The organism is Streptomyces klenkii (assembly GCF_003626645.1).
GTDB lineage: Bacteria > Actinomycetota > Actinomycetes > Streptomycetales > Streptomycetaceae > Streptomyces > Streptomyces klenkii.
In genome coordinates this window covers 370,423-382,756 of record NZ_RBAM01000008.1, presented here as the reverse complement: position 1 = coordinate 382,756, position 12,334 = coordinate 370,423, and the positions used below count along the sequence as shown (strand labels likewise).

13 protein-coding genes are annotated in these 12,334 nt (G+C 70.2%); 3 read left to right on the top strand and 10 right to left on the bottom strand.

The genetic code is table 11. From position 1 onward, the window contains the following. Positions 1 to 2 precede the first annotated feature (2 nt). Entirely contained in the window at positions 3 to 1,001 is a 999-nt protein-coding gene (locus tag D7231_RS21680; protein WP_120757130.1) for an inorganic phosphate transporter, read from the top strand. 241 nt (positions 1,002 to 1,242) lie between these two features. On the opposite strand, the gene pstB is transcribed toward D7231_RS21680, so the two are convergent. From pstB to pstS, 4 genes are all read right to left on the bottom strand, one after another. Then, positions 1,243 to 2,022, bottom strand: a complete 780-nt coding sequence (gene pstB, locus D7231_RS21675) for a phosphate ABC transporter ATP-binding protein PstB (protein WP_120757129.1) — start codon at positions 2,020 to 2,022, stop codon at positions 1,243 to 1,245. A 35-nt stretch (positions 2,023 to 2,057) separates the two neighbouring features. Next, the gene (gene pstA / locus D7231_RS21670; protein ID WP_120757128.1) at positions 2,058 to 3,143 is read right to left on the bottom strand and encodes a phosphate ABC transporter permease PstA; all 1,086 of its coding nucleotides are present in this window, start codon (positions 3,141 to 3,143) and stop codon (positions 2,058 to 2,060) included. Further along, positions 3,140 to 4,126 carry a phosphate ABC transporter permease subunit PstC gene (pstC, locus tag D7231_RS21665; protein ID WP_120757127.1) on the bottom strand — a complete coding sequence of 329 codons (987 nt, stop codon included), beginning with the start codon at positions 4,124 to 4,126 and terminating at the stop codon, positions 3,140 to 3,142. Before pstC ends, pstA begins: the two co-directional genes overlap by 4 nt. A gap of 113 nt (positions 4,127 to 4,239) precedes the next feature. Further along, positions 4,240 to 5,370, bottom strand: a complete 1,131-nt coding sequence (gene pstS / locus D7231_RS21660; protein ID WP_120757126.1) for a phosphate ABC transporter substrate-binding protein PstS — start codon at positions 5,368 to 5,370, stop codon at positions 4,240 to 4,242. A 457-nt stretch (positions 5,371 to 5,827) separates the two neighbouring features. Here pstS and D7231_RS21655 point away from each other — a divergent pair, with 457 nt between their 5' ends. Both D7231_RS21655 and D7231_RS21650 read left to right on the top strand, forming a co-directional pair. Next, positions 5,828 to 6,853, top strand: a complete 1,026-nt coding sequence (locus tag D7231_RS21655) for a C40 family peptidase (RefSeq protein ID WP_241999839.1) — start codon at positions 5,828 to 5,830, stop codon at positions 6,851 to 6,853. Positions 6,854 to 7,307: 454 nt separating this feature from the next. After that, positions 7,308 to 8,627, top strand: coding sequence for a PP2C family protein-serine/threonine phosphatase (locus D7231_RS21650; protein ID WP_120757124.1), 1,320 nt, complete (start codon positions 7,308 to 7,310; stop codon positions 8,625 to 8,627). Positions 8,628 to 8,647: 20 nt separating this feature from the next. Here D7231_RS21650 and D7231_RS21645 read toward each other — a convergent pair whose 3' ends face one another. From D7231_RS21645 to D7231_RS21620, 6 genes are all read right to left on the bottom strand, one after another. Next, positions 8,648 to 8,995 (bottom strand): DUF2516 family protein, encoded by a 348-nt coding sequence (locus D7231_RS21645; protein WP_241999838.1) that lies wholly within the window; start codon positions 8,993 to 8,995, stop codon positions 8,648 to 8,650. Between the two features lie 129 nt (positions 8,996 to 9,124). Beyond that, positions 9,125 to 9,709 carry a hypothetical protein gene (locus D7231_RS21640; protein WP_120757123.1) on the bottom strand — a complete coding sequence of 195 codons (585 nt, stop codon included), beginning with the start codon at positions 9,707 to 9,709 and terminating at the stop codon, positions 9,125 to 9,127. A gap of 18 nt (positions 9,710 to 9,727) precedes the next feature. Next, on the bottom strand, positions 9,728 to 10,105 hold the full coding sequence (locus D7231_RS21635) for a helix-turn-helix domain-containing protein (RefSeq protein WP_120757122.1): 378 nt from the start codon (positions 10,103 to 10,105) through the stop codon (positions 9,728 to 9,730). 88 nt (positions 10,106 to 10,193) lie between these two features. After that, entirely contained in the window at positions 10,194 to 10,610 is a 417-nt protein-coding gene (locus D7231_RS21630; protein ID WP_120757121.1) for an arsenate reductase ArsC, read from the bottom strand. Next, positions 10,603 to 11,028, bottom strand: a complete 426-nt coding sequence (locus tag D7231_RS21625) for an ArsR/SmtB family transcription factor (protein ID WP_120757120.1) — start codon at positions 11,026 to 11,028, stop codon at positions 10,603 to 10,605. Before D7231_RS21625 ends, D7231_RS21630 begins: the two co-directional genes overlap by 8 nt. Before the next feature lie 83 nt (positions 11,029 to 11,111). Then, a complete protein-coding gene (locus D7231_RS21620) occupies positions 11,112 to 12,245 on the bottom strand; it encodes an FAD-dependent monooxygenase (protein ID WP_120757119.1) in 1,134 nt (377 codons plus the stop codon). Positions 12,246 to 12,334 lie beyond the last annotated feature (89 nt).

Here is a 12,334-nt window from a genome sequence, read left to right as displayed (position 1 = left end):
CGGTGGACACCTTTGCTCTCGTCGTGACCATCGGGGTCGCGCTCGGCTTCACCTATACCAACGGCTTTCACGACTCCGCGAACGCCATCGCGACCTCGGTGTCCACGCGGGCGCTGACCCCCCGCGCGGCCCTCGCGATGGCGGCCGTGATGAACCTCGCCGGTGCCTTCCTGGGCAGCGGCGTGGCCAAGACGGTCAGTGAAGGCCTGATCGAAACGCCGACGGGCGACAAGGGGATGGGCATCCTCTTCGCGGCCTTGATCGGCGCGATCGCCTGGAACCTGGTCACCTGGTACTTCGGCCTCCCGTCGTCCTCCTCGCACGCCCTGTTCGGCGGCATGGTGGGCGCGGCGCTCGCGGGCGGCACGGCCGTCATCTGGTCGGGCGTGGTCGAGAAGATCGTCATCCCGATGTTCCTCTCGCCCTTCGTCGGCCTGATCCTCGGCTATCTGGTGATGGTCGCGATCATGTGGATGTTCCGCCGGGCCAACCCGCACAAGGCCAAGCGCGGCTTCCGGATCGCCCAGACGGTCTCGGCCGCGGGCATGGCGCTCGGCCACGGCCTCCAGGACGCCCAGAAGACCATGGGCATCGTGATGATGGCCCTGGTCATCGGCGACGTGCAGACCAAGGGCGACGCCATCCCCGTCTGGGTCAAGCTCGCCTGCGCGATCATGCTCTCGCTCGGTACGTACGCGGGCGGCTGGCGCATCATGCGCACGCTCGGCCGGAAGATCATCGAGCTGGACCCGCCGCAGGGCTTCGCCGCGGAGACCACGGGTGCGTCGGTCATGTTCACCACGGCGTTCATGTTCCACGCGCCGATCTCCACGACGCACGTGATCACTTCGGCGATCATGGGCGTCGGCGCGACCAAGCGGGTGAACGCGGTCCGCTGGGGCGTCGCGAAGAACATCATTCTCGGCTGGTTCATCACGATGCCTGCCGCTGCGCTCGTCGCTGCGCTCAGCTATTGGGTGGTCAGCCTGGCGTTCGGCTAGCGGCCGGCCGCTGAACGAACGAAGTGGGCCCGCCCCCTGGTACGAACAGGGGGCGGGCCCTTCGCCTTGCGGCGGCACCGCCATGCAGCGCCGTAAGGCGGTCTTGCGCCCGGCGCCGACCGGTTTACGGGGCGCCGCGCCGTTGTCAGGTGCGGCCGCGGGCCGCTCCGGGCCCGGTCCGGGACGTAAAGCGAAGCAGTCCCGGACCAGGCCCTGCGAGTCCCACGGCCTCCCGTAGTCCTTATCCGAACCGGCCCGAGATGTAGTCCTCCGTGGCCTGGACCGACGGGTTCGAGAAGATCCTCGACGTCTCGTCGATCTCGATCAGCTTGCCCGGCTGGCCGACGCCCGCCAGGTTGAAGAACGCCGTGCGGTCCGAGACGCGCGCCGCCTGCTGCATGTTGTGCGTCACGATCACGATCGTGAAGCGCTCCTTGAGCTCCCCGATCAGGTCCTCGATCGCGAGCGTCGAGATCGGGTCGAGCGCCGAGCACGGCTCGTCCATCAGCAGGACCTGCGGCTCGACCGCGATCGCCCGGGCGATGCAGAGCCGCTGCTGCTGGCCGCCGGAGAGGCCCGCTCCCGGCTTGTTCAGCCGGTCCTTGACCTCCTTCCAGAGGTTCGCGCCCTGGAGGGACTTCTCCACCACGTCGTCCAGCTCGGACTTGCGGATGCGGCCCCCGTTGAGGCGGATGCCCGCGGCCACGTTCTCGTAGATGGACATCGTCGGGAAGGGGTTCGGCCGCTGGAAGACCATGCCGACCATGCGGCGCACGGAGACCGGGTCGACGCCGGGGCCGTAGAGGTTCTCGTCGTCCAGCATCACCTTGCCCTCGACGCGGCCGCCGGGGGTGACCTCGTGCATGCGGTTCAGCGTGCGCAGGAAGGTGGACTTGCCGCAGCCGGAGGGGCCGATGAAGGCCGTCACGGAGCGGGGCTCGACGGTCATCGAGATGTCGTCGATGGCCTTGTGGGTGCCGTAGAAGGCGGAGAGGCCGCTGACGTCGATTCGCTTGGCCATGGGGATCACTACTTCTTTCGGGAATTCCGACCGCGTCAGCGGCTCGTCTTGGGGGCCTTCCAGCGGGCGATGCCCCGGGCCACCAGATTCAGGATCATGACGAAGGCGATGAGGACGAGCGCCGCCGCCCAGGCGCGGGCGTAGCTGGCGTCGTTTCCGGCCGCCCACTGCTCGTAGATGTAGTACGGCAGGGAGGACTGGGCGCCTTCGAAGGGGTTGTTGTTGATCACCTGGGAGCCGAAGACCAGCAGGACGATCGGGGCGGACTCGCCGGCGATGCGGGCGATGGCCAGCGTGACGCCGGTGGCGATGCCGCCGATGGCCGTGGGGAGGACGACCTTGAGGATCGTGCGCCACTTCGGCACGCCCAGGGCGAGGGAGGCCTCGCGCAGCTCGTTGGGGACGAGCTTGAGCATCTCCTCGGTGGAGCGGACGACGACCGGCATCATCAGGATCGCCAGGGCCATGGAGCCCGCGAAGCCGGAGTAGCCGAAGTCGAGCATCAGGATCCAGAAGCTCAGGATGAACAGACCCGCGACGATCGACGGGATGCCCGTCATGACGTCCACGAAGAACGTGACCGCCTTCGCCAGCCGGCCCCGGCCGTACTCGACCAGGTAGACGGCCGTCAGCAGGCCCACCGGGGCCGCGATGGCGGTGGCGATGCCGACCTGCTCCAGGGTGCCGATGATCGCGTGGTAGACGCCGCCGCCGGGCTGGATGGTGAGGACACCGGCCATGGAGTGGGAGAGGAAGCCGCCGTCGAGGACCTTCACGCCGCGGGCGACGGTCTCCCAGATCAGGGAGACCAGCGGGACGACGGCGATCAGGAAGCAGACCCAGACCAGGCTGGTGGCCAGCCGGTCCGTGGCCTGGCGGCGGCCTTCGACGCGGGCCGCGAGGGCGTACATCACGGTGACGAACAGGCCGGCGGCGATCAGGCCCCACTGGATGCGGCTGCCGAGGGCGGCGCCGATGCCGATCCCGCAGGCCGCGGCGATCGCACCGGCGGCGACGGCGGCCGGGGTCCAGCGCGGCAGGCGCGGCTGGCGCAGGGAGACGGGCCGCGGCTGCGGGGCGCTGCCGGCAGCCAGCGGCTGGTCTATGGTCACGTCGCTCATTCCGAGTACTCCTTGCGGCGCGCGATGATCAGTCGCGCCGCGCCGTTGACCAGCAGGGTCAGGACGAAGAGGACGAGGCCGGAGGCGATCAGGGCGTCCTTGCCGATCTCACCGGACTCCTTGAAGCTGCTGGCGATGTTCTGCGCGAACGTGCCGCCGCCCGGGTCCAGCAGGCTCGTGCCGATGACGAAGCTGGGGGAGAGGACGGTGGCGACGGCCATCGTCTCGCCGAGGGCGCGGCCGAGGCCGAGCATCGAGGCGCTGATGACACCGGAGCGGCCGAAGGGTAGGACGGCCATCCGGATGACTTCCCAGCGGGTGGCGCCGAGCGCGAGCGCGGCCTCCTCGTGCATCTTCGGGGCCTGGAGGAAGACCTCGCGGCTGACGCTGGTGACGATCGGCAGGATCATGATCGCCAGCAGGATGCCGATGGTGAAGAGCGAGCGGGCGGCGCCGTCGTTGTACGCGAAGATGCCGGTCCAGCCGAGGTAGTCGTTCATCCAGCTGTAGAGGCCGCCGAGGTGCGGCACCAGGAAGAGGGCGCCCCACAGGCCGTAGACGATGGACGGGACGGCGGCGAGCAGGTCGATCACGTACGCGAGCGGGGCGGCGAGCCGGCGCGGGGCGTAGTGCGAGATGAAGAGCGCGACGCCGATCGCCACGGGCACGGCGATGATCATCGCGATCAGCGAGCTGACGATCGTGCCGAAGGCCAGGACGGCGATGCCGAAGACCGGCGGGGTGGCGTTGGCGCTCCACTCGAAGGTCGTGAAGAAGTTGCCTTCGTTGTGGGAGAGGGCGTTGGCGGCCCGGACGGCGAGGAAGGCCGCGATCGCGGCCATGATCACCAGAAGCAGGATGCCGGAGCCGCGGGAGAGGGCGAGGAAGATCCGGTCACCCGGGCGGGTGGCGCTCTTCGCGGCCGTCTTTCCGGCGGCGGGCGCCGGTGGGCTGCTGTCGGCGGTGGAGCTGGTTATGTCCATGGGGATTTCTCCGGTCTGCGGGGCCGCTGCCCGGTGTGCGGGGCGGCTCCCGGCGCGGCGGTGCACCGGACGGTGTGACCGGGCTCCGGTGTCGGAGCCCGGTCACACACGGGTCAGGAGAGGCTCGCGACGGTCTCGCGGACCTTCGTGGCGATCTCGGAGGGCAGCGGGGCGTAGCCGAGGTCCTTCAGGACCGACTGGCCGTCCTCACTGGCGATGTAGGTGAGGAAGGACTTGACCGCGGGGAGGGTCTCGGCCTTGTTGCCCTTGTCACCGGCGATCTCGTACGTGACCAGGGTGATCGGGTAGGCGCCCTCGGCCTTGGTGGTGTAGTTCAGCTTGAGGGCCAGGTCCTTGCCGGTGCCGGCGATCTTCGCCTCGGCGATGGCCTTGGAGGCGTTCTCGGAGGTGGCCTCGACCGGGGCGGAGGCGCCGGTGTTGAGCTTCACCGTCTTGATCGAGCTGGCCGTGGCGTAGGAGAGCTCGAAGTACGAGATGGCGCCCTGGGTCTGCTTGACCTGCGAGGAGACGCCGGCGGAGCCGTCGGCGGACTGGCCGTTCTTGGCCTTCCAGGCCTTCGCGGGCTCGTACGGCCAGGACTTGTCGGCCGCGGCCTTGAGGTACTTGGTGAAGTTGTCCGTGGTGCCCGACTCGTCGGAGCGGTGGAACGCCTGGATCTTGAGGTCCGGGAGCTTGGCGTCCTTGTTGAGCTTGGCGATCGCCTCGTCGTTCCACTTCTCGATCTTGCCGTCGAAGATCTTGGCGAGGGTGTCGGCGTCGAGGACGAGGTTGTCCACGCCCGGGACGTTGTAGCCGATCGCGATCGGGCCGCCGACCATCGGGAGGTTGATGCCCTGGCCGCCCTTGACGACCTCCTTGGACTTGGCCACCTCCTCCGGCTTCAGCGCCGAGTCGGAGCCCGCGAAGGCGGTCTTGCCCTGGAGGAACTCCTGGATGCCCGCGCCCGAGCCGGTGGGCTTGTAGTTGATCTGGATGTCCTTGCAGGCCGCCATGAAGTTCTTGACCCACAGGTCCATGGCGTTCTTCTGCGCGGACGAGCCCGAGGCCAGCAGCTGGCCCTTGCCCTCGCACTTGATGTTCCCCGCGGCCTTGGTGGAGCCGCCGCCGGTGGAACCGCCACCGCTGTTGTCGTCCGAGCCGCACGCCGTGAGGACCAGGGCGCCGGAGACGGCGATGGCGCCGAGAGCGACGGCGCGGAGCCGGTTCTTGCGCTGAAGCTTCACTTTCGGGTGTTCCTTCCGGGAGCCGCCGCTGGGGCGGCGTGCGAGAGGTGACCGGTGCGGACGCTTCTGCCCGCACCCTCTATCGGCGAAATTAGGCAGATCAGGTGAAGCGGTCGATGGGGGAGAGTGAACGGAGAGTGAACCTCACCCATCAGGGTGGTGTCTCTCGAAAGGATCTTGAAATCGGGGGAAGGGGCGGTGTGGCCGGTCTTGTGCGGTCCGTCCTGCGCATGCGCGTCGCACTTCCCGCAGTGTGACGCAGATCTCTGTCGGATTACGGGGTGGCGTGGCAGCATCCCTTGCTCGCGTGACGGCATGTCAGACGTGGGGGCAATGACCGCGGAGGTGGTCTGTGGGGCGGAACGGCCGGAGCTACGGCTGGAATGCGGACGCTGAGAACCCTGGCAGCATGGCGGGCGGCAGGGGTGAGGGCTGCGGAGGCAGACGCGTGATCTCGGTGACCGCATTGATATGCGTCCTGGCCGTGGCCGGGGTGGTGGCCACCATGCCCGGCACCGCGTATGCGGAACCCAAGCCACCGCGCACGCTGGAGGACGTCCACCAGGAGGTGGAGAGCCTCTACCGGCAGGCCGAGGCCGCCACGGACGCCTACAACGCAGCGAGCGAGGCCCAGCGCCGCCAGGAGAAGTCGATCGCCGAGATCGCCAAGTCCGCGGCCGAGGAGCAGGAGCGGATGAACCGCCTCAAGAACCAGGCCGGCTCCCTGGCCCGCGCCCAGTACCGCGACGGCAGCCTGCCGCCCCAGGTCCGGCTCCTCCTCTCCGGCTCCCCCGAGAGCTTCTTCGACGGCGCGGCCCTCACCCACAAGGGACAGGCCGCCACGCGCGGGCTGATCACCCAGGTCGCCGCCGCGCAGAAGGCCCTCGACGGCTACGCCAAGGCCGCCGGCGAGCGCTGGAAGACCCTCGACGGCGAGCGCCGCAAGAAGGAGGGCGCGAAGAAGGAGATCGAGGCCAAGCTCGCGGCCGCCAAGGAGCTGGAGTCGAAGCTGGAGGAGAAGGAGCGGGAGCGGCTGCGCCTGCTGGAGGAGGAGCGGGCCCGCCAGGCCCAGCAGAAGTGGCTCGCCTCGGACGCGGTGAAGGGCGCCGGCCTCAAGGGCTCGGGCGCGGCCACCGCCGAGGGCAGGCGGGCCGTCGACTTCGCGACCGCCCAGATCGGCAAGAACTACGTGTGGGGCGCTGAGGGACCGGACACGTACGACTGCTCCGGGCTGACGCGGGGGGCCTGGGCGGCCGCGGGCCGGGCGATACCGCGGACCTCGCAGGACCAGTGGCGGCTGCTGCCCAAGGTGGACCTCAAGGACATGCGGCCGGGCGACCTGATCATCTACTTCGGCGACGCGAGTCACGTCGGGATGTACGTGGGCGACGGCGCGATCGTGCACGCACCGCGGCCGGGGCGCCAGGTGACGATCGCGGGGGCGGGCTCGATGCCGGTCCTGGGCGTCGTGCGCCCGGCCTAGACCGGGGCCGTCGGTTGCGGTGATCGCGCCATTCCGCCGGACCCTCGCCGCGGTGCCTTCTCACCGTTGCGGCGGGCACCTTTTCGCCGGGACGGCGGGCCGCGAAGAATGCCGCCGCCGCAACGGCGAGACGCCACCGCCGCGAGAGTCCGGCGGAATCCGCGGCAACCGGACCGGTGCGTGCTTCATGATCCGCCGGAATGGCGAGACGTGTGACGCGGGTCGCACACAAGGACCCCCGTCGGGGTGATGTTTGTCATCGCGTGTTTCTCCCCTCACGCGCCAAATGCCGCTCCGGTTAGGGCATATGACAGCGGCGAGTGGCTCCGCTCCATTCCGTTCGACCATGCCCTGACGCTAGGGTCGCGTTCGGCACCCCGCCGGTCGCGGGGGCCGTGCCTCAGGGGGCGGAGGCACCCCCAGCGGTAGCTGGGGGAGGAAGGAAACCGAAGACATGTCCGTACCCGCGCCGAGGTCCGCGGAGCCGGTGACCACGTCGCCCGACACCGGACTGACCCTCCTGGTGATCGAGGGCGACCCCGCCGGGCCCCTCTCGATGCCGGACATCACTGAAATGTCCGGTGCCGTGGGCAGCCCGGTCCGCATCCGCACCGCCCGCAACCTCACCGAGGCCGAGCGGCTCCTCACCGACGACGTCCACTGCATCCTCCTCGACCTGGCGGACGCCGGAGCCGCCGGCACCGGCCCGGCCGCCGGCCGGCCCGACGAACTGGACACCCTGCGCCAGGTGCTGCGCCTCGCCCCGCACCACGCCGTCCTCGCCCTGACCGCCGAGGCGGACACCGAGCGCGCGGCCGAAGCCGTACGCGTCGGCGCCCAGGACTACCTCTCGCGCGACGAGCTCGACGGGCGCGTCCTCAGCCGGGCCATCCGCTACGCCGTCGAGCGCAAGCGCGCCGACCTCACCCAGCGGCAGCTCACCGAGTCCCGGCTGCGCGCCCAGGAGAACGCCCGCCTGGAGCGCGGCCTGCTGCCCACCCCGCTGCTCGCCGGCTCCGGCCTGCGCTTCGCCGCCCGCTACCGGCCCGGCCGCAGCCGCGCCCTGCTCGGCGGCGACTTCTACGACATGGTCCGCACGCCCGACGGCACCGTGCACGCCATGATCGGCGACGTCAGCGGCCACGGCCCCGACGAGGCCGCCCTCGGCGTCGAACTCCGCATCGCCTGGCGGGCGCTGACCTTCGCCGGGCTCTGCGGCGACGAACTGCTCGCCACCCTCCAGCAGGTCCTGGAGCACGAGCGCGCCGACGACGAGACCTTCGCGACGCTGTGCGCGGTCGACATATCGGCGGACGGGCGCCGCGCGGGCCTCAGCCTCGCCGGCCACCCCGCCCCGCTGCTCGTGCGCCCCGGGCGGGCGCCGCGGCTGCTGCCCCAGGAGGACGGCGGCCCCGCGCTCGGCCTGCTCCGGCGCGCCCGCTGGCCGCGCCGCCAGGTCGAACTCGGCGGCCTGTGGAGCCTGCTGATGTACACGGACGGGCTGATCGAGGGCCGGGTCGGGGCCGGCGCGCGGCGCCTGGGCCAGGACGGCATGGTCGAGCTGATCAGCCGCGGGCTCGCCGAGGGACTGCACGGCGAGGAGCTCCTGGACGCGACGGTCGCCGAGGTGCAGGCCCTCAACGGCGGGGAACTGACGGACGACTTGGCGGTGCTGCTGCTCGACCGCGGCAGCCGGTGGGCGGAACGGCCGGCGGACGGCCGGGCGGCGCACAGGGAGCGCGAGGTGCGGGCGGTCCGGTCCGTACGGACGTAGCGGAAGCGGCCGCTCCCGCCTCAGCGGCCGCCGTTGTACGGGCCGTAGGGGCCGTCGGAGCTGGAGCCGCGGCCCCGGCGGCGCGGGCCGCGGCCGCCACCGACCTGCTTGAGCGCCGGGCGGACGTCCACGACGTAGACGATCGTGGCGACCAGGCCGAGGACCGGCAGGAAGCTCATGATCCCCATGAACAGGTTCACGGCGACGGCGACGCCGAGGATGATCAGCCAGAACGGCTTGGACTGCTTGTCCGCGGCGCGGTAGGCGTCCTCGCGGTGCACGGCGGCGTTGACGAACGCGACCAGGCTGAAGACGAGCAGGCCGATGGAGATCCAGTACATGACCTGGCCGAAGGCTTGCACCAGCACGTCGCCCACCTCACCCTTCTCGTCGCCTGTCTCGTCCGGGCCCTGACCGCCACCGTACCCGCAGAACGGCCCGGGCACGCGAAATGTGCCCGGGCCGTCCGCTCACGGTCGTGACCTGCGGACCTGCGCTTACTCGCCGGCCTTGGCCTCGGGCTTCTTCGCCGCGGCCGTCTTGCGGGCGGCGGGCTTGCGGGCGGCGGCGGGCTTGTCGTCGCCGTCGCCGGCGGCCTCGGAGGCGTCGGCGACGGCCTTGTCCTCAGCCGCCTTGTCCTCGGCAGCCTTCGGCTCCGGCTCGATGGCCACGGCGATGTCCTGGAACTCGTCGGCGGCCTCGCCGCGCCACTGCTTCACGGCCACCCGGCCGCGCTCGGTCAGCTTCTCGAACTGCTCACCGGCCACCGCCGCGTACCCGACGGCCTGGCCGACGCCCTTGAGGGCGAGGTCCTGCACGGTCTGGCCCAGGTTCTTCACGTCGCTGTCGAGCGAGCCGACGACCTCGCTGAACTTCGTGGTCAGGGTGGCCTGGGCCTCCTTGGCCTGCTGCTTCGCCCGCTCGCCCACGACCTTGGGGTCGGTCTTCTTCAGCTTCTCGAAGCGCTCGGGCGCCTCGGTGATGAACTGCCCGATCTTCTCCGCGGTGAGGTCCGCGGCACCCGCGGCGGCGTAGGCCGTGTCGGTCGCCGCGTTGCGGATGTCCTGCGTGGTGATGGCCATGGCGATGCTTCTCCCGGGTCAGCTGGAGTGTTTGCTGGCGTCGTCCGTCGAGAGCCCGTTCTCCTTGCGGAAGGACTCGTAGATCTGTAGCAGCACCTGCTTCTGCTGCTCGTTGATCGAGGGGTCGGCGAGGATCACACTGCGGACCTCCGCCTCGTCCCGGTCCCGCTCGTCGAGGATCCCGGCCTGCACGTACAAGGTCTCGGCGGAGATCCGCAGCGCCTTCGCGAGCTGCTGGAGGATCTCGGCGCTCGGCTTGCGCAGGCCGCGCTCGATCTGGCTGAGATACGGGTTGGACACTCCCGCGGCATCGGCGAGCTGCCGCAAGGTGAGCTGCGCATTGCGCCGCTGCTCGCGCAGATACTCGCCGAGATTGCCGACGTTGAGTGATGCCATGCCCCGATGCTGCCCCATGCTGCTAACTTTTGCAAGCACCCTGCTTGCAAAAGTGTTCACGCGCGCCGCGTGCGGTTGGCGGCAGTGGTTACGCGCGGGGTTCGATGCCGAGTTCCGCGAGCAGGCCGCGGATGCGGTTCTCGATCTCGTCGCGGATCGGGCGTACGGCGTCGACGCCTTGGCCGGCGGGGTCTTCCAGCGTCCAGTCGAGGTAGCGCTTGCCGGGGAAGTACGGGCACGCGTCCCCGCAGCCCATGGTGATGACCACGTCCGAGGACCGCACCGCCTCCGCTGTGAGGGCCTTCGGCGTCTCGGCCGAGATGTCGATGCCGACCTCTCGCATGGCCTCCACGACGGCCGGGTTGACCGTCTCGGCCGGGGCGGATCCGGCGGAGCGGACCTCGACGCGGCCGGCGCTGAGGTGGGTGAGGAAGGCGGCGCCCATCTGGGAGCGTCCGGCGTTGTGGACGCACACGAACAGCACCGACGGCTTGGACTCAGGCACGGGTGGAACCTTCCGGGGCGGCGGCCGGCAGGCCGGTGGCGGCCTCGGGCAGGGGCTCGTCGGCAGGCCGGGTCAGGATCCCGGCGAGGCGGTCGGTCATCTCCGGCAGCAGCCGGTAGTACACCCAGGTCCCGCGCCGCTCGGAAGCGATCAGCCCGGCTTCGCGCAGGAGCTTGAGATGGTGGGAGATCGTCGGCTGCGACAGGTCGAACGCCGGGGTCAGGTCGCAGACGCACACCTCGCCGCCCGCCCGGGTGGCGATCATCGACAGCAGCCGCAGCCGCACCGGGTCGCCCAGGGCCTTGAAGACCTTCGCCAGCTCGACGGCCTGATCCTCGGGCAGCGGCGCGGTCAGCAGGCCGGGGCAGCAGCCGTCGGAGCCTTCCTGGCCGAGCACCACGAACTCTTGATTCGACATACTTCTATGTTGACGTTCTTCGATTCAAGGTGCAAGCCTGCATCGAAGTCGATCGATGCAGGCTGTTCGAGGGGGAGGAGATGTCAGTTGTGGGGCGGGTAGTCCGGGAGGGAGATGGCGTCGGCTGCTTCGGCGAGGGTGGACGGGGGGACCGTCCTGCCGTCGGCCCTGTTCTGGGCGAGTTGCTGGTTCTTGCGGACGTAGGCCCGCATCGCCCGTTCGTAGTGGGTGAAGGCCGCGCGGTGGTCGCCGCGGCTGTTCGCGAGTTCGCCGGCGAGGACGTAGGCGCCGACGAGGGCGAGGCTGGTGCCCTGGCCGGACTGCGGCGAAGCGCAGTAACCCGCGTCGCCGACGAGGGCGACCCGCCCGTTCGACCAGCGGCCGAGGCGGGCCTGGCTCATCGAGTCGAAGTAGAAGTCCGGGGCCTCCCGCATGCGCGCCAGCAGCCGGGGCGTTTCCCAGCCGATGTCGGCGAAGCGCTCGGCGAGGATGTTCTTCTGCCGGTCGTGATCCCGGTGGTTGAAGTCGAGTTCGGCGGACCGGAACACCAGCATCGCCCGGGCCTCGGTGTTCTGCCGCGCGCTGTAGACGCCGACCAGCGCGTCGCCGGCGGAGTGGTACATCTGCCAGTGGTCGAGGCCGAGGAAGTTCTCCACGCTGAAGACCGCGAGATAACTGCCGAGGAAATGGACGAACTCCCGCTCCGGGCCGAAGGCCAGCCGCCGCACGCCGGAGTGCAGCCCGTCCGAGCCGATCACCAGGTCGAAGCGGCGCGGAGGGCCGTCCCGGAAGGTGACGTCGACGGCGGTGTCGTCCTGCGTGAGGGAGGTGATGACGTCACCGAAGAGGTACTCGGTGCCGGTGCGGCCCGCTTCGAACAGCAACGTCGTTAAGTCGTCGCGCATGATTTCCACGTCGTCGTTGTCGATCAGTCCGCCGGTCAGAGTGGCCTCGGTGGTCCTGCTCAGCTCCTCGCCCCGGCCGTCCACGAACGACATTCCGCGCATGTTCGTCGTCGCTGCCCGGATTTCGTCGAGCAGTTCCATGCGTTTCACGACGTCGAGCGCGGCGCCGCGGATGTCGAGGGCCTGCCCGCCCTTGCGCAGGCCGGGCGCCCGTTCCACGACCGTCGGCCGGAATCCGGCGCGCTGCAACCAGTACGCCAGGGCCAGCCCCGTCACGCTCGCTCCGGAGATCAGAACACTCTTGTTTCGCACGGCCTTCTCCCAGCGCTGCCGATGTGCATCTCAGTAACTGCCTTGCACCTGTGGTGCGTTCACCTCAAGGCTTGTCACGGGATGCCGCG